Annotated in this window: 15 protein-coding genes; 12 read left to right on the top strand and 3 right to left on the bottom strand. The window is 39.7% G+C overall.

Features of this window, described 5'->3' with window-relative positions:
• Positions 1-5: 5 nt before the first annotated feature.
• The 8 genes from KK060_RS00560 to KK060_RS00595 all read left to right on the top strand — a co-directional run bounded on the left by KK060_RS00560 (position 6) and on the right by KK060_RS00595 (position 11,741).
• Positions 6-1,415 (top strand): COG3014 family protein, encoded by a 1,410-nt coding sequence (locus tag KK060_RS00560; RefSeq protein WP_254151449.1) that lies wholly within the window; start codon positions 6-8, stop codon positions 1,413-1,415.
• Positions 1,416-1,604: 189 nt separating this feature from the next.
• Positions 1,605-2,654 carry a hypothetical protein gene (locus tag KK060_RS00565; protein WP_254151450.1) on the top strand — a complete coding sequence of 350 codons (1,050 nt, stop codon included), beginning with the start codon at positions 1,605-1,607 and terminating at the stop codon, positions 2,652-2,654.
• 224 nt (positions 2,655-2,878) lie between these two features.
• Positions 2,879-5,476: a DNA gyrase subunit A gene (gene gyrA / locus KK060_RS00570; protein WP_254151451.1), complete on the top strand. Its 2,598-nt coding sequence runs from the start codon at positions 2,879-2,881 to the stop codon at positions 5,474-5,476.
• 51 nt (positions 5,477-5,527) lie between these two features.
• Positions 5,528-6,715 (top strand): tetratricopeptide repeat protein, encoded by a 1,188-nt coding sequence (locus KK060_RS00575; protein WP_254151452.1) that lies wholly within the window; start codon positions 5,528-5,530, stop codon positions 6,713-6,715.
• Between the two features lie 89 nt (positions 6,716-6,804).
• Positions 6,805-7,848 carry an oxidoreductase gene (locus tag KK060_RS00580; protein WP_254151453.1) on the top strand — a complete coding sequence of 348 codons (1,044 nt, stop codon included), beginning with the start codon at positions 6,805-6,807 and terminating at the stop codon, positions 7,846-7,848.
• A gap of 111 nt (positions 7,849-7,959) precedes the next feature.
• Positions 7,960-9,315 carry a 3-keto-disaccharide hydrolase gene (locus KK060_RS00585; RefSeq protein WP_254151454.1) on the top strand — a complete coding sequence of 452 codons (1,356 nt, stop codon included), beginning with the start codon at positions 7,960-7,962 and terminating at the stop codon, positions 9,313-9,315.
• A 17-nt stretch (positions 9,316-9,332) separates the two neighbouring features.
• A complete protein-coding gene (locus tag KK060_RS00590) occupies positions 9,333-10,709 on the top strand; it encodes a Gfo/Idh/MocA family protein (protein WP_254151455.1) in 1,377 nt (458 codons plus the stop codon).
• 6 nt (positions 10,710-10,715) lie between these two features.
• Positions 10,716-11,741, top strand: a complete 1,026-nt coding sequence (locus KK060_RS00595) for a DUF6807 domain-containing protein (protein WP_254151456.1) — start codon at positions 10,716-10,718, stop codon at positions 11,739-11,741.
• Positions 11,742-11,762: 21 nt separating this feature from the next.
• Here the strand turns inward: KK060_RS00595 and KK060_RS00600 are convergent, their stop codons facing one another.
• On the bottom strand, positions 11,763-12,788 hold the full coding sequence (locus KK060_RS00600) for a LacI family DNA-binding transcriptional regulator (protein WP_254151457.1): 1,026 nt from the start codon (positions 12,786-12,788) through the stop codon (positions 11,763-11,765).
• Positions 12,789-12,904: 116 nt separating this feature from the next.
• Here KK060_RS00600 and KK060_RS00605 point away from each other — a divergent pair, with 116 nt between their 5' ends.
• The 4 genes from KK060_RS00605 (at position 12,905) to KK060_RS00620 (ending at position 16,113) form a co-directional block, all read left to right on the top strand.
• Positions 12,905-13,513: an RNA polymerase sigma-70 factor gene (locus tag KK060_RS00605; RefSeq protein WP_254151458.1), complete on the top strand. Its 609-nt coding sequence runs from the start codon at positions 12,905-12,907 to the stop codon at positions 13,511-13,513.
• An 82-nt stretch (positions 13,514-13,595) separates the two neighbouring features.
• Positions 13,596-13,826 carry a hypothetical protein gene (locus KK060_RS00610; RefSeq protein WP_254151459.1) on the top strand — a complete coding sequence of 77 codons (231 nt, stop codon included), beginning with the start codon at positions 13,596-13,598 and terminating at the stop codon, positions 13,824-13,826.
• A gap of 23 nt (positions 13,827-13,849) precedes the next feature.
• Positions 13,850-14,668, top strand: coding sequence for an SDR family oxidoreductase (locus KK060_RS00615; RefSeq protein WP_254151460.1), 819 nt, complete (start codon positions 13,850-13,852; stop codon positions 14,666-14,668).
• A 239-nt stretch (positions 14,669-14,907) separates the two neighbouring features.
• Positions 14,908-16,113 carry a DEAD/DEAH box helicase gene (locus tag KK060_RS00620; protein ID WP_254151461.1) on the top strand — a complete coding sequence of 402 codons (1,206 nt, stop codon included), beginning with the start codon at positions 14,908-14,910 and terminating at the stop codon, positions 16,111-16,113.
• Between the two features lie 165 nt (positions 16,114-16,278).
• Here KK060_RS00620 and KK060_RS00625 read toward each other — a convergent pair whose 3' ends face one another.
• Positions 16,279-16,617 carry a phage holin family protein gene (locus tag KK060_RS00625; protein WP_254151462.1) on the bottom strand — a complete coding sequence of 113 codons (339 nt, stop codon included), beginning with the start codon at positions 16,615-16,617 and terminating at the stop codon, positions 16,279-16,281.
• Positions 16,618-16,625: 8 nt separating this feature from the next.
• Complete coding sequence (locus KK060_RS00630) at positions 16,626-16,850, bottom strand: YtxH domain-containing protein (protein WP_254151463.1); 225 nt, start codon at positions 16,848-16,850, stop codon at positions 16,626-16,628.
• Positions 16,851-16,901 lie beyond the last annotated feature (51 nt).

Here is a 16,901-nt window from a genome sequence, read left to right on the forward strand (position 1 = left end):
AAGGAATGAGAACCACGACATTTACTTCCGTACGTCTTATGCGCATCTCATTTCTTTTTCTCTTATGCTGTACTTCGTGCGCTACTTACTATCAGCAGAATTATAATTTCAACTCGGAGTTTGAGAAGGGCGATTTAAAAAAAGCACTTCAAACGTTACAGTCTTCTGAAAAGCAGGGAGCGAGTAAAAGCAGATTCATCTATTATGTAAATAACGGATTGCTACTCTCCATCCTTGGCAAGTATGAAGAAAGTAATTCGTATTTTGAAAAGGCCTTTCTTTTTGGAGAGGATTACAGAATCAATTACCTGGATGAAGCAGCCTCTTTTTTTACCAATCCGCATGCAGTAACTTATAAGGGCGAAGATCATGAGCACCTGATGCTGCTGTATTTTAAAGCGCTTAACTTTTTGAAAATGAATCGCCCGGAAGATGCCCTTGTAGAATGTCGGAGATTAAACATCAGGCTCAACCAGTTGAGTGATAGGTACAGCTCAGAAAAAAAGTATCAGCGCGATGCGTTTGTACATACGCTTATGGGTATTATATACCAGTCTACCAAAGATTTTAACAATGCTTTTATTGCTTACAGAAACGCGGTTGAGATTTATGAGAATGATTATGCAACCATGTTTGGGTTGACTGTACCAGAGCAGTTAAAAAAGGATCTGTTGAATACTGCGTGGTGGACAGGTTTTAAAGATGAGTTTGAGAGATTTAAAACCAAATTCAACATGCCTGATTATGAGCCAGTGCAACCCGAGGCCGAGCTTGTTTTCTTTTGGCATAATGGCTTGGCACCCGTGAAGAGTGAATGGAGCATTAACTTTGTTATAACACACCACGATGACTTCGTAGTGTTTTCAAACGATGATATGGGCGTTTCTTTTCCTTTCCAGGTTGAGAAGAAGAAAGACCGGTCAGACGTGGCGAGTCTTGAGGTATTTCGCGTAGCATTTCCAAAGTATGTAGAAAGGCCATCATATTTTCATAATGCAAAGTTGGAGATGGACAGCATGAGCTTCCCGCTTGAGCAGACTGAGAATATAAGCAAGATAGCTTTTTATAGCCTTCAACAACGCATGATGCAGGAATTTGGGAAGGGCTTGCTTCGTGCTGCGATGAAGAAAGTGACAGAACACAGTGTTAGAAAAGAAGACGAAACAATTGGGGCTTTAATAGGTCTGGTAAATGCTATGACGGAGAAGGCGGATACCAGAAACTGGCAAACCCTTCCGCATGCTATTTACTACTCGCGTGTGCCTCTTAAAGAGGGGGAAAACAATGTTAAATTTGTTCTGGACGATAAGACAGACTATAGTTTCACGTATAAGGCTTCAAGAAATCAAACCCTCTTTCATACCTTTTCATCTCTTGAGACATCTTCCGTCCCTTACAGGCTCGTCGGAAACTGAGAGGAAGGAAGATATGCCTTACTTTTATAAAAAGCGTCTGGTTCCGTGAATCGTGCAATAATTTAGTTGGCTATGCAGTTATAGTACATGTTGAGAACAGGTGGAAACACCCTGTTTTTAGGATCGGATTATTTTTTGCATTAAATTTAACCTTAAAATGCCTTTAAATTAAGGCTAAGAGCTAAAGTAGTGAGACCTAGGCACTCTATCTTTCTGCGTTTAATTATTCTGGCTTTGCTTGCTAGTTTCATTAGCAACCGGTCTTCTGCTCAGTATAAAAAGGAGCAGGATGCCACTATTCCTTTAGATTACTTTTATATTGAAAAGCAGAACACGGGTGCCTTGCGTAATCTTCTGTCTAAAGTGCATTGGGGGTTAAGTACGGGTTATGCCAGCACTGCCTTTAAACATGACCTTGCCGGTTTTGGAATAAGACAACGCACGTCTTCGTCTTTGCCTGAGATTTTCAATTCGGGAAATACTTCGGCCGCTTACTCGAACTGGATTAATAATGTTGTTCCTTCGGATACAATTATAACTTCCCCTGTTTTTGCTGTTGATTCAGATACTACGGCTTTGGGTTTCAGAAGTAGCACCTCCAGCATTCTGCTTAAGGCTACTGTTCATGTAGAAATAAATCGGTTTAGAATTGGGGGAGGATATTCGTTTGACTATACCCGCATTGGTGATTTTAAACCCACTGCCTTTAAGGATGACATAAATCCTTATTCCCTTGAGAAAAAAGGGATTTTTATGAAGCACTATTTTGCCATGATTGGCGCCAGTGTCTATCGCTATTATGATTATCTTTTTGTGGTCGATGCCAATATAGGTGGTTATAGTATGGGCAAATCATTTAACAAAAGCCTGATGCAGAAAGGCGTATACATTAACCTGGGTGTTACTATTGAGAGAGAAATGTCGGAGTACTTTAAATTATTTGTAAGACCATCTTATGAAATCAAAGGTTATAAGTTGAGCATACCGGAAACCAACCAGGAGATATCGCATCGCTTAAATGCCTTTTACGTTAACATAGGCGCTACTTATCGTCTTCCTGAAATAAGGAGGTGCTTCTTAAAATCCTGTCATGCCCAGATTAACCATGCACATGGCAATAAAATATACCGGAGCCGCAGGCATCCTATCTACAAAAAGCAGAACCCTCACTATGGGGAGAACTACCCTAACCTTCTAAAGTATAAGGGTAAGAATAAAAACAAGCTTAATCCCTATTAACATTACCGGAAGGGGTCTGGCGCCCGTGTAAATCGAACATTTTTGAAGGTATTTTCTGACCCTCCGTATTCGGGAAAAAGTAAGCAGTTACTGTTTAAATCAATTACAGTGCTTAGGCAAAATTAAGGTGTATAATCCTTGAAGTTTAGACTTTAAACTTTGAACTTTTTGCTATCTTGCACGGCTTCAAAAACAGCGATTTTTCTATAAAAATTACATAAATAATGGCAGAAGAAACAGGTGGAGTGCCACCAGGCAGGCAGAGTATAATTCCTATCAATATTGAAGACGAAATGAGAGGTGCCTACATCGATTATTCGATGTCGGTAATCGTATCCAGGGCACTTCCTGACGTTCGCGATGGGTTAAAACCCGTGCACCGAAGAGTGCTTTATGGGATGCTCGAACTGGGGGTAAATTATAACAAACCCTATAAAAAATCTGCGAGGATTGTAGGGGAAGTTTTAGGTAAATATCACCCGCATGGTGATGCTTCTGTTTATGATACCATGGTGCGTATGGCTCAAGACTGGTCTTTGCGCTATACTTTGGTTGACGGCCAGGGTAACTTTGGATCTATAGATGGAGACTCAGCTGCTGCCATGCGTTATACAGAAGCAAGGCTTCGGAGAATTGCCGAAGAGATGCTTGCTGACATTAATAAAGATACTGTAGATTTTCAGGGCAACTTTGACGACTCGCTGAAAGAGCCTACGGTACTACCTGCAAAATTGCCGAACCTTCTCCTAAACGGATCTTCAGGTATTGCCGTTGGTATGGCTACCAATATGGCTCCTCACAATTTAAGGGAAGTTGTAGATGGTATTGTTGCCTACATTGATAACAGAGATATTACCATTCCTGAGCTGATGAAATACATTGTCGCTCCGGATTTTCCTACAGGTGGTATCATCTATGGTACCTCTGGCATTCAGGAGGCCTTCCTTACTGGCCGTGGTAGAATTGTAATGCGGGCAAAAGCTGAGATCGTTACAAACGCTAATGGCAAAGATCAGATTGTAGTTACAGAGATTCCGTACATGGTTAACAAAGCCATGATGATCGAGAAGACTGCAGCCCTCGTTAACGAGAAAAAGATAGAAGGCATATCAGATATCCGCGATGAATCTGACCGTGAAGGATATCGCGTAGTATATGACCTGAAGCGTGATGCCATCCCTAATATTGTATTAAATAACCTTTTCAAATACACACAGCTTCAGACGTCTTTCGGGGTAAACAACGTTGCCCTGGTGAAGGGTCGGCCGCAAACGCTGAACCTGAAGGATCTGATCAAATACTTTGTAGATCACAGGCATGAGGTTATTGTAAGAAGAACAAAGTTTGAGCTTGCAGAAGCTGAGCGAAGAGCCCACATTCTTGAAGGATATCTTATTGCGCTTGATCATCTTGATGAAGTGATCGCCTTAATCAGAAGTTCAGCAGATCCCGATATTGCCAGAACTGGTCTTATGGAAAGGTTCGGCCTATCAGAAATACAGGCGAAAGCAATCCTTGATATGCGTTTGCAGCGTCTCACCGGCCTGGAACGGGATAAGATTCAGCAGGAATACAAGGAGGTAAAAGCCCTTATTGATAGACTTAATGACATTCTTGCAAATGAGCATCTCCGTATGCAAATCATTAAGGATGAGCTCATAGAAATAAGAGATCGCTATGGTGATGAGCGCAGAACACAAATAGTTCACAGCGATGATGACATCACTGTTGAGGATATGATCCCGAATGAAGAGATGGTAATCACCATTTCAAATCAGGGATATATTAAACGCACTGTCCTTTCGGAATATAGAACACAAGGCAGGGGAGGCGTTGGTTCCAAGGGCGTAAGCACCAAAGATGACGATTTCACAGAGCATTTGTTCGTTGCTCAGGCGCATAATTACCTGCTTATCTTTACAGATATGGGTAAGGTGTATTGGAAGAAGGCATATGAGATTCCGGAAGGAAACAAAACTTCCAAGGGAAGGGCCATTCAAAACCTTATCAACATAGAGCCTGGGGACACAGTAAGATCTATCATCAATGTAAAGAACCTTCAGGACGAGGATTACACCAATAATAATTACGTAATCCTTTGTACAGAAAAAGGTATTATCAAGAAGACATCGCTTGAAGCGTATTCAAGACCACGTGCAGGTGGTATTACTGCCATTACCATACACGAAGGAGACCGCCTCATCAATGCTTCAATGACCAATGGAAATAATCATATCATTATAGCAAAAAGTGAGGGGAACGCCATTCACTTTAACGAATCGCAGGTACGCCCAATGGGAAGGACTGCAGCAGGTGTAAGGGGTGTTACCCTTGATTCGGATAATGATAAGGTAATTGGCATGGTTTGTATATCAAGAGAAGATGCGAACCTGCTGGTTGTATCGGAGAATGGTTATGGTAAACGGTCATTAATAGATGATTACAGGATAACAAATCGTGGGGGTAAGGGCGTAAAAACGCTTAACATTACAGAGAAGACTGGCAAAATTGTTGCGATTAAGGAGGTTGTGGATGAAGACGACCTGATGATAATAAACCGCTCAGGCATTACAATTCGCATTAAAGTAAGTGAACTTCGCGTAATGGGCCGTGCTACGCAGGGTGTTCGCTTGATTAAATTAAATGATGACGACAGAATTTCGTCCGTTGAAAAGATTCAGAATATTGAAGTTGAAATCAAGAACGAGTCAGAAGCTGGTCAAATAACTAGTATTCTTCCGGCTGCTGAATCGGGGAATGATTCCCCAGATATTGATGAAAATACGGACAGTTCTGAGGGTGGGGAAGAGAACAATGAATAGGAGTAAATTAAAAACTACTTAATATAAACCTATAAACTTAATTATATCATAATGAAACGTATAACACTTTTAATGTTGATGCTGGCAGGTTTTGCATTGCATGCTCAAAAACAGGCAAAACCTAATTTAAATAAAGCACTCAACCTTTATCGTGAGGGGAAATTAGCTGAAGCCAAAGAAATATTAGATGCTGCCACTACTTATGAAAAGACGATGAACGATGGCAAGACCTGGTATTATCGCGGTCTGGTTTACGCAGCATTGGATACAACTTCAAATGCCCAATTAAAATCCCTTGATCCGGATCCTTTAAAAGTTGCTATAGAATCTTTTGCTAAGGCAGATCAAATGGCTGGAAAAAGTGAATACTTTATCACCGGGAAAGACGGAGTTCTGCCAATAACAAAGACAACACAGATTCAAACATTGGCTAACTATTATCTGAACAAAGGAGCTCAACTTTATCAGGATGAAAAACTTGAGGAGGCATTAGCAAACTTCGAAAAGACACAAGCCGTTTACCCTCAAGATACAACAGCTTTCTTCTATGGTGGTTTTGTTGCAAATTCTTTAGAGCAGCATGACAAGGCTATCGCTAACTTTGAAAAGTATATTGAATTAGGTGGAAAATCTCCTGACGCTTATTCTTTGTTGATCAATATTAACAGTGGCCCTAAAGAAAATAAGGAGAAAGCTTTGGAGTATGTTCGTAAGGCTAAACAAGTCTTCCCTGCTAATTCAGACTTCCCTAAAGTTGAAATAGGTTTGTTAATAGATCTTAACAAAGTTGAAGAAGCTAAAAGCGGTCTTGAGAATGCGGTAAAATCTGAACCTGATAACAAGATCTATCATTTCTACCTTGGTTATGTAAACTCTAAATTAGAGAAGTGGGATGATGCGAAGAAGAATTTTGAGGCTGCATTAAAAGTAGATCCAGCATACTTTGATGCTCAATACTATCTTGCTCAGATTTATCTTATAGAAGCTGACAAAGTAAGAAGTCAGTTGAAGAATTTAGGCATATCAGCCGCTGACAAGAAGAAACAAGCTGAACTTGATAAGGAGCTAGTAAACAAATTTAAAGTAGCCCTTCCTTATTGGGAAAAAGCTGAGCAGCTTAAAGGAGATGATGTAGATGTACTTGATCGCTTAAAAACAATCTACTATTATCTGGGCGATGATAAGAACCAGAAGCGTGTTGAAGCAAAGCTTAAGACACTAGGTGCTGAAGGTGAATAATTAATTCGTATAAAGCATTAAAAGGCCATCCTGATAAAACGGGATGGCTTTTTTGTTTTATAAAGTTATATTAAAGCAAATATTAAGATATGAATGTGAAGCCCCTTAGCACTGCGTTACTTTCTTATGGTATGTCGGGTGAGATTTTTCATGCTCCTTTGCTTAATACACATCCTGGTTTTTCAATCAGTGCAGTATATCAGCGCAACGCGTCGAAGCAATATATTCCAGGTCTTAATGTTGTCCATTCGTTAGAGCAGATTCTTCAGGATCCAACAATAGATTTAGTAATAGTAAATACGCCTAACCATACACATTTTCAATTTGCGTCAGAGGCATTAAAGGCAGGAAAGCATGTTATTGTCGAGAAGCCATTTACGGTAAGTGTATCAGAGGCAGATAAACTTATTATGTTGGCTCAAAAGCAAGGTAAGCTTCTCTCTGTTTTTCAAAACAGAAGGTGGGACGGCGACTTTCTTACCGTGCAACGTATATTACAAGACAAGATGCTGGGACGTGTCGTTGAATTTGAAGCACATTACGATAGATACCGGAATTATATTGAACCGAATACATGGAAAGAAGAAGAGGCGCCCGGTACAGGAATACTTTACAACTTAGGTTCGCATATGCTTGATCAGGTTATTGTTCTTTTCGGTATGCCCGCTTATGTAGATGCACGCATTGGTACGCAAAGAACAGGGGGAAAGGTAGACGATTATTATGATATAAGACTTGAATATTCAAGTCTGAATGTGATCGTTAAGTCAAGCTACCTTGTTCGTGAGCCGGTTCCCAGGTATACTATTCATGGCACGAAGGGTTCTTTTATAAAGTATGGTATTGACCCCCAGGAGCAGGACTTAAAGGAAAAGAAGGTGCCGGGAAGTGAAGGATGGGGAAAAGAAGACAGACGCTGGTGGGGTAAAATCAATACCGAGTACGGAGATATAAGGATAGAGGGTGACTTCGAGACCGTTCCCGGTAACTATCTTGCCTTTTATGATAATATCTTTGAAGCAATACGTTCGGGTGTGCCGCTTATGGTAAAACCTGAGCAAGCAAGAGGTGTCATCTACCTCATCGAATGTTGTATCGAAAGCAGTAAGACACGTAAAGCAATTAAGGTTTGATTGCGAAAAAGTAGCCATTGCTTATTAGCTTGGTAATATTTCCCGGCTTGCCATGTAAGGGTAAGCGCATATTAAAACGTCATCTTTTTATAATGTAATTAATATTTGTTCATGCGAGGTAAAGTAAAATTTTCAATTCTTGTTCTGCTATGTTTTGTGGCGTTGAAGTCTAACGGACAGCAATGGACTAACTTATTTAACAACAAAGACCTTAAAGGGTGGAAACAACTTAATGGAAAAGCATTGTATGAGGTTAAAAATGGAGAGATCATTGGTACTACGGTTTTTAACGAACCAAATTCTTTTCTCGTAACCGAGGCAAATTATGGCGACTTTATTCTTGAACTGGAGTTTAAACTGGATGCAGAGATGAATTCGGGTATTCAGTTCAGAAGTGAGAGTAAAGCCGAATATCAGAATGGAAGAGTTCATGGATATCAGATGGAAGTTGATCCATCGTCGCGGGCATGGACAGGTGGTATTTACGATGAGGCAAGACGTGAATGGCTTTATACTATGGAATATAATCCTGAAGGCAAGAAAGCCTATAAGAAGAATGGATGGAATAAGGCAAGGATTGAGTGTATTGGTAATGTAATAAGGACATGGATTAACGGAATACCAACAGCTCACCTGGTAGATGATATGACTCCGAAGGGGTTTATAGCATTACAAGTTCATTCGATAGGGAAGCAAGAGGAAGCTGGGCAGAAGATCCGTTGGAGAAATATCAGGATACAGACACAGAATCTGAAAGCCAGCCCTTTAGATAATATTTTTGTTATGAACTTGGTGCCCAATACTATTTCTGAACAAGAGAAAACTCATAATGTAAGGTTACTGTGGGATGGTACAACCACAAAAGGTTGGAGAGGTGCTTATAAGGATACGTTCCCACAAAGGGGATGGGAAATAAAAGATGGGATATTAAGTGTTGTAAAATCTGCAGGAGCAGAGTCTGCAAATGGCGGGGATATTGTGACAGAGGGAGAATACTCATTCTTTGACCTTCAGTTTGAATTTAAACTTACCGAGGGAGCAAATAGCGGGGTAAAATATTTTGTAACTGAAAAAGAAGGAAATACAGGTTCAGCAATAGGTTTGGAATACCAGATTCTCGATGATGAAAGGCACCCTGATGCAAAAATGGGAGTAGTAGGAAATCGAACATTAGCTTCTTTATATGATCTTATTCCATCCGTTAAAATTAAACGAGGACTACATAAGATCGGGGAATGGAATAATGGACGAATAGTAGTCTATCCGGACAACCGTGTCGAACATTGGTTGAATGGCTATAAGGTTGTTGAGTATCAAAGAGGCGGACCAATTTACCAAGCATTGGTAGCAAGAAGCAAGTATGCTCAGTGGGAGAAGTTTGGAATGGCTGAGAAAGGACGTATTCTATTGCAAGATCATGGCGATCAGGTTTCATTCCGCAGCATAAAAATTAAAGAATTGAAATAGTTTCTAATTACCCAATTATGGAAGACATTAAAGATCAAAATAACACCAGACGTGATTTTATTAAGAAGTCAGTATTGGCTACTGCGGGAGCATATTTAGGATCGCTTTCATTTAGCCCAAAAAGTTATGCTAACATTCTTGGTGCAAATGATAAAGTAAGAATCGGCGTTGTTGGATTTTCTGATCGTTTTAAAACTTCACTCTTGCCTGCATTCAAGGCTAGTTACCAGGAGTTAAACTTCGATATTGTAGCTGTATCTGATATTTGGAAAGTAAGGAGGGAAGAAGGACAGCTGTATTTGAAAGAGCAATTTGCTCATGATATTAAAGCCTTCAGGAACAACGAAGAATTATATGATTCGAAATCAGTAGATGCCGTAATAATCAGTACAGCAGATTTTCAGCATGCGCTGCATGCAATAGAGGCCGTTAAGGCAGGATGTGATGCTTATGTCGAAAAGCCTTTTGCAGAGACAATGGAGGATAATCGTGCTGCGCTGAAGGCTATTAAAGAGTCAAAGCGAATAATTCAGATAGGATCGCAAAGAAGAAGCGGCACCAATTATCACGCCGCTGCAGACTTTATTAAAAGTGGTAAGTTTGGACCTATAACTATGGTAGAACTTACATGGAACGTTAACCAACCGGGACGTTGGCGACGCCCGGGGCTTGTTGAAAAAATGCGAGAGGCAGATACTGATTGGAAGCGTTTCTTAATGAACAGGCCTTTTGAAGCTTTTGATGCACGTAAGCATCTTGAATATCGGTTATTCTGGCCATATTCCTCAGGGCAACCAGGGCAGTGGATGAGCCATCAGATTGATACAGTACATTGGTTCACGGGATTAAAACATCCTCGTAGTGTAGTTGCCAATGGAGGGATTTACATGTGGAGGGATGGCAGGAAGAACTGGGATACAATGACAGCCGTGTTTGATTATGGTCCAGCAGATGATTTGACATCTGGTTTCCAGGTAACCTTTGCTTCCAGGATGCATAATGGAGATGAAAATCCTAAAGAGATTTATTACTCCAATGGTGGAGAGTTGAATCTTAATACCAATATGGTGACTCCAACTGGCGGGCTTCAGCTGCATCATGCACAAGCGATGAATATGCAGGCTAATCTTTTGCCTACACAAAGTCTCGCTGCTAATTCTGTGAAAACTGTTTCATCTGCTAATACAGGAGGGGATGTTACTACTACAGCACATATGCGGAATTGGATGGAATGTGTTAGAAGCAAAAAGGAAACAAATGCACCTGTTGAAGCAGGTTATTCTCATTCTATTGCCTGTATTATGACGAATGCAGCTGCAAGAACAGGAGAAAAGGTTGTGTTTGATGAGAAGAAACAGGAAGTTATGGCTGGAAATAAAGTGTTTAAGTATTAAGAAACTGTGAGAAGCATCATCGTAATATTTCTTCTCCTAAAGGTATTACCTACTCATGCGCAGAAGGGGTTCTCATTTGTTGATAGAGAAATTCAAAAGAAGGTTGATATTCTTCACAATGGAAAGCTTATTACTTCCTATTGTTATTTTGACTCTACAGAGAAGCCCATTCTTTTTCCTGTAAAGACCCTTAATGGTGTTACTATAACCAGGGGTTATCCGATTGCGCCGAGAGCTGGAGAAAGGACAGATCATCCCCACCATACAGGTATCTGGTTTAATTACGAGAGCGTAAATGGGCTAGATTTTTGGAACAATAGTTTTGCCATTCCTGAGGAGCGTAAACATCGGTATGGGTCTATACGCCATGTCAGTATCCTTGATAAGTCTATTAAAAAAGAAAGGGCATTTCTTAAAACTAAGTCTAACTGGGTAGATCAGAAGGGTAATGTTCTGCTGGAAGAGATTACAGAGTTTACATTTAGTAATAAGAATGGAGTTTTGGTAATTGATCGTGCAGCAACACTTACGGCTAAAATGAGTGAAGTAGTTTTTAAAGATGTTAAGGATGGAATGATTGCCATAAGGGTAGCCAGAGAGTTAGAGATGCCCTCTTTACAACAGGATAAGTTCGTTGATGCTATGGGAAATGTGACAGACGTACCTCTATTGAATAATAAAGGCGTTACAGGTGTTTATATAAATAAAGAAGGTGTAAAAGGTGATGACGTTTGGGGTAAACGTTCTGCATGGACTTATTTAACAGGTGAAAAAGAAGGCGTAACAATTAGCATCGGTATAATCGATCATCCAAAAAATATTGGTTACCCTACCTACTGGCATGCGCGAGGTTATGGGTTATTTGCTGCCAATCCGTTAGGACAAAAGGTTTTTAGTAATGGCAAAGAAGAAATGAGTCTTAGACTGACAGAGAATAAGTCCATTACCTTTAAATATAGATTTGCTATTAAGGAAGGATCGGTCATTAAGGCCGAGGAAATGAATCAATTATCAAGTGATTTTTTGAAGTAACATATTCTACCCTTTGCTATCTTAAAGTTGTGGTTGTTTTTGTGTTGACTCACGAATAATTAATTTGCTTTTTACAATCCGCTTTTCTGGTTTTAATTCAGGGTGACGAATTTGATTTATTAAAACTTCTGCTGCAGCCATTCCTATGTCATAAGCGGGATGGTCAATACTACTCAGAGAGGGTTCGACAAAACGGGAAATGTTTTCATTATTGAATCCAAGTATAGCAATGTCATCAGGAATTCGAAGTCCGCTTTTTTTCAGGATGTGCATCATCTCTACAGCAGCGAAATCATTAATGGCAAATACAGCATCCGGTCGTTGCGGTAGATTCAGCAGATAGCGTGTGTATTCTTCAACCTTATCACTTTTATAACTTGAATGTATAATGTAAGAGTCTTGTACCTCAATGTTATGTTGTTTTAAGGCGTCCAGGTAGCCGTGCAATCTGTTCTTACTATTATTCAAATGGTGAGGACCAGCAACGTAAGCGATCCGTTTACAACCTTGAGAAATAAGATGATTTGTACCTTCGAATGCAATTTCGTGGTTATTGGTAATGATCTGAGAAGTTTCAAGGTCTTCTGAAATCCTGTCAAAAAACACCATAGGAATACCCTTTTGCTGGAGCGCAGCGAAGTGTTCAGATTGATCAGTCTCATGTGATACGGAAATGATAACGCCATCTACTCTTCCGGACATAAGTGAGTGGATATTCTTCTTTTCGATGATGTAGGATTCATCGGATTGGCAGATCATAACGTTCATTCCTGCCATGTCAGCACGTTTTTGAATACCACCTGTAGCACGAGCAAAAAAGCCATTAACTGTTTCTGGAATGATTACTCCAATTGTATTGGTTCTTTGTTGCTTTAGATTTATAGCTAAAGCATTAGGTTCATAATTAAGAGATCTTGCCAGTTCAATTATCTTCTTCTTTGTGTCAGGGTGAATATCAGTGCGACCACATAAGGCGCGGGATACAGTTGATTTTGATATACCCAATGTTTTGGCAATATCCTTAATTGTGACAAGTTTCTTTTCCATTCATCAAAGATATCCTTTTATACCATATCCCGGGAACGGTCTCGAAAATTTTTGTTGTTACCGAATAGATTTTATGAAATAAAATGCTGAAAATTATACATATCAAACGATAAAGTATGAGTTTACACGTATCATTAGCTCGTTTACAGGCACACCCTAGTGAAGTTAAATTCCCGGGAAATACTCCGGTTCAAAACGATATGGAGTCACTGTTTAACAGGGTGATTGGCAATAGTGATTATGATGCCTTTCAAATGTTGTTCTTGAAAATGTATTCACCATTGTGTCAATTCTGTGTAAAATTTGTAGGTGTAAACGAGGTAGCGGAAGAACTTGTTAGTGATGTGTTTTATACGATCTGGAAAAACCGAGACCGCATCATTGTAGCGTCGCCCAAGGCTTATCTGTTTACAGCAGTGCGCAATAGGGGTTATGACTACTTGAGAAAAGTAAAAAGATCTGAGTGGTGTGATTTAGAGAGAGCATCGGATGTAACGGATAGTAAGGACAGCGGGGATGGTTTAATTGAAAAAGAGCTGATCGAACAAATCGACTGCGCAGTGGCAAGTCTTCCTAAACAATGTCGTTTGATATTTGAATTAAGCAGAGATCATGGAATGAAGTACAAGGAAATAGCCTCTATGCTTAATATTGGTGTAAAGACAGTCGAAACTCAAATTGGGCGAGCCTTAAAGCATCTGCGTAAAACCATACCTATTAATTAGGTATTCTAAAAAATCTATTAATATTTCTTTTGGATTAAGGGTAATACCCTGCAACTTCGTCTTTTCTATGTATCAAGTGCAGATGAAAAGACTAACAAATCATCAATGGTCCCTGCTGGGGAAATATCTAAAAGATGAAGCTACGCCTGCCGATCTGGTACAAATCGAAACTTTGTTTGAACAATTTCCGGGATTAAAAGAAGAGGTATTACATTTGAATGTAAAACCAAATAATCAGAGCACTTCGGACTTTGATGCTGAGAGGGCTCTGAAGAAAATGCATGAGCGCTTTAAAAGAGAAAATTTAATATAACCTCTAAAATCCACATCTAATCAATGAAAAAAGATTTATTCAACATTCAGGGACAAACTGCGATTATAACAGGAGGAACCGGTGTACTTGGAAGTGCAATGGCTCAAGGTTTAGCCGATGCAGGAGTTAACACCGTTATTCTAGGAAGACGAAAGGATGCAGGTGAAGAAGTTGTAAAAGCAATTGAATCGAAAGGTAAGAAAGCTTCATTTATCCAAGCTGACGTTTTAAGCGAGGCGGATCTGCTTGCTGCTAAAGAACAAGTCCTTAAAACGTTTGGAAGTATTGATATTCTCTTAAATGCAGCCGGAGGTAATATGGCCGGAGCAGTGATAGCTCCCGAAAAAACTTTCTTCGATTTACAAATGTCCGAATTTGAGAAGGTTGTTGACCTTAATTTAACAGGTACAGTTTTACCTACTAAGATCTTTTCTGAAGAGATGGCAAAAAGAAAGAAAGGGGTTGTAATTAACATTGCTTCCATGGCATCATATAGACCGATTACACGTGTTGTTGGTTACGCTGCCGCAAAGGCTGCCGTGATGAACTTCACAGAATGGCTTGCTATTGAAATGGCTAAAAAGTTTGGAGAGGGTATTCGTGTAAATGGTATTGCTCCCGGATTCTTCCTCACAGAACAAAACAGATCACTTCTTACTAATCCTGATGGAAGTTATACCGCGAGGGGAGAAGCAGCGATACGCCACACGCCATTTGGAAGATTTGGAGCTCCCGATGAATTAATAGGTGCATTGTTATTCCTATGTTCTGATGCTTCTAAATTCGTAACAGGGGTTACTATTCCTGTAGATGGTGGTTTCAACGTGTTTTGTGGGGTTTAGCCCTCTTATATTCCTTTTAAAGTTATCCAATCTATAAAATCTGCTAGGTCATTGAATAGCAGATTTTTTTATTTAAAAAGCTGTCCTTGGGTACTTTACATGCCCGAGATCTGAATACGAGATAAACTTTTATTCATAATATTAAGTTATTAACACGCATCCATACTGCATTTAATAAATTAGCGGTATCTTTATTTGTATTATAGTGGCTTCAGGCCGCATTTTTTTAAGCAATTACAGTGACTTTTAGAGATTTTGATTTTGACGAGCGATTGCTCGAAGGCCTTGATGCCATAGGTTTTGATAAACCCACCCCAATTCAGGAAAAAACCATTCCGCTTGCTTTAGCAGGACATGATCTGATTGCCTGTGCCCAAACCGGTACAGGGAAGACAGCTGCCTATATTCTTCCTATTATTAATAAATTAATTAAAACAGAAAATAGGCATCTCAATACGTTAATTATTGCACCTACACGAGAGCTCGCATTACAAATTGATCAACAGGTTGAAGGCCTGGGATATTTTGTTGGTGTAAGCTCAATCTCAATTTTTGGAGGTAACGACGGCGCCACCTGGGATCAGCAGCGCAAAGCGATGGAAAGTGGTGCTGATATAATTATTGCCACACCAGGAAGGCTAATTTCGTTTATTGCATCTGGTAAAATTGATTTTAGCCATCTTGAACATTTAATTCTAGATGAGGCAGACCGAATGCTGGACATGGGATTCTATGATGATATTGTTCGGATTATCAGTTCGCTTCCTAAGAAAAGACAAACATTGCTCTTCTCAGCGACAATGCCTCCTAAAATCAGAGCACTCGCGTCTAAAATATTAACCAATCCACAAGAAGTAAATATCGCGGTATCAAAACCTGCGGAAGGTATTCAGCAGCAAGCCTATGTGGTTTATGATGCTCAGAAGCCAACGTTATTAAGACATATACTTTCCAGTTCTGATGACCAAAGCATTATCATCTTTTCAAACTCAAAGGAGAATGTAAAGAAGCTGGGTTATGAGATTTCAAAAGCTGGCGTATCAGTTAAAGCGTTTCATTCAGATCTTGAACAAAGTGAACGTGAGGCGATATTAAATCAATTCAGGAACAGACAACTTCAGGTTCTTATTGGTACTGATATCCTTGCCAGGGGAATTGATGTTGAGGGGATAGGACTTGTTATTAATTATGAGACCCCTTTGGACGCCGAAGATTATATCCATAGAATTGGAAGAACTGCGCGTGCGCAAAAAACAGGGACAGCGATTACGTTTATTAATGAGAAGGATCAGAACAAGTTTGTTCGAATAGAAAAATTGATAGGTAAAGAAATATCTAAACTTCCATTACCTACAGAAATTGGAGAGGGGCCAGTCTTTAATCCTGTATTGAAGAAAAGCAGACCTTTTAACAAAAGAAGAAACTTCAAAAAAAAGACCAAATAGAGGTAAACCGTGAGAACATTAGATAAGAGACGCAGTAAGTATAACTTCTGTTTTATGTAATGTTTTTTGGTGTGTTAAACGGCCCATCAACACCTTGCCATAAACATTACGTCGTTTTCGCAAAAGCTAGACAAACTTCGTCTCCACCAGATATTCCTTCGAAAACTATAACGTTTCTCTTAGTTGATTTTTTGTGTGTTCCATTTTGTGCTTATCGTTGGCATTCCAGATGTACATGATTACACCGACGATTAAATAGAAACCTGCTACAATTGCAAACCCTGCAAACTCGTTGTTCATTGATTGATTAATTGCGACTGCTGCAGTAATACTAATGAATAACAAGAATAACAAAGAGCAGAAAACTACTACTGCCATTTTAAGAAGGCTTGCCATTGCTTCCTGCGCATCTTCTTTGATATTTTCTTTGAGGTGCTTTACTTCCTGCTTCGCGTAACGGAAGGGAGCTATAACAGCACCTGCTGCTTTATAGAATAAATCCATTGCCATAGTTATGATGATAAAGTATAACGTTCTACAGGATCAACGGAAGTGGTTGAAACAAGCCCATCTTCCTGTAATTTTTTGAGTTGTTTTTTGGCCAGAGCCTGATCAATCATACGATCAGCTTCTTCTCTGATTCTTCTCCGGGTAACTCTTCCCGACTCCGGTGCAATCAATAATCCAAGGACGACACCCATCCCAATTCCTAAAACAAACATAAAACTCGTCTTCATGTTTCTGCACTTTTGAATATTATTACTTATTAACGTACACAATACGTCATA

The sequence above is a fragment of the Chryseosolibacter indicum genome (assembly GCF_018598585.1).
Taxonomy (GTDB): Bacteria; Bacteroidota; Bacteroidia; order Cytophagales; family Cyclobacteriaceae; genus Chryseosolibacter; species Chryseosolibacter indicus.

What these genes read in the sequence shown, in the direction of transcription:
- KK060_RS00615 (WP_254151460.1), top strand. Translation starts at nt 13,850, where the DNA reads ATGAAAAAAGATTTATTCAACATTCAGGGACAAACTGCGATTATAACA.
- gyrA (WP_254151451.1), top strand. Translation starts at nt 2,879, where the DNA reads ATGGCAGAAGAAACAGGTGGAGTGCCACCAGGCAGGCAGAGTATAATT.
- KK060_RS00610 (WP_254151459.1), top strand. Translation starts at nt 13,596, where the DNA reads ATGAAAAGACTAACAAATCATCAATGGTCCCTGCTGGGGAAATATCTA.
- KK060_RS00575 (WP_254151452.1), top strand. Translation starts at nt 5,528, where the DNA reads ATGAAACGTATAACACTTTTAATGTTGATGCTGGCAGGTTTTGCATTG.
- KK060_RS00580 (WP_254151453.1), top strand. Translation starts at nt 6,805, where the DNA reads ATGAATGTGAAGCCCCTTAGCACTGCGTTACTTTCTTATGGTATGTCG.
- KK060_RS00605 (WP_254151458.1), top strand. Translation starts at nt 12,905, where the DNA reads ATGAGTTTACACGTATCATTAGCTCGTTTACAGGCACACCCTAGTGAA.
- KK060_RS00590 (WP_254151455.1), top strand. Translation starts at nt 9,333, where the DNA reads ATGGAAGACATTAAAGATCAAAATAACACCAGACGTGATTTTATTAAG.
- KK060_RS00630 (WP_254151463.1), bottom strand. Translation starts at nt 16,850, where the DNA reads ATGAAGACGAGTTTTATGTTTGTTTTAGGAATTGGGATGGGTGTCGTC.
- KK060_RS00600 (WP_254151457.1), bottom strand. Translation starts at nt 12,788, where the DNA reads ATGGAAAAGAAACTTGTCACAATTAAGGATATTGCCAAAACATTGGGT.
- KK060_RS00560 (WP_254151449.1), top strand. Translation starts at nt 6, where the DNA reads ATGAGAACCACGACATTTACTTCCGTACGTCTTATGCGCATCTCATTT.
- KK060_RS00585 (WP_254151454.1), top strand. Translation starts at nt 7,960, where the DNA reads ATGCGAGGTAAAGTAAAATTTTCAATTCTTGTTCTGCTATGTTTTGTG.
- KK060_RS00625 (WP_254151462.1), bottom strand. Translation starts at nt 16,617, where the DNA reads ATGGATTTATTCTATAAAGCAGCAGGTGCTGTTATAGCTCCCTTCCGT.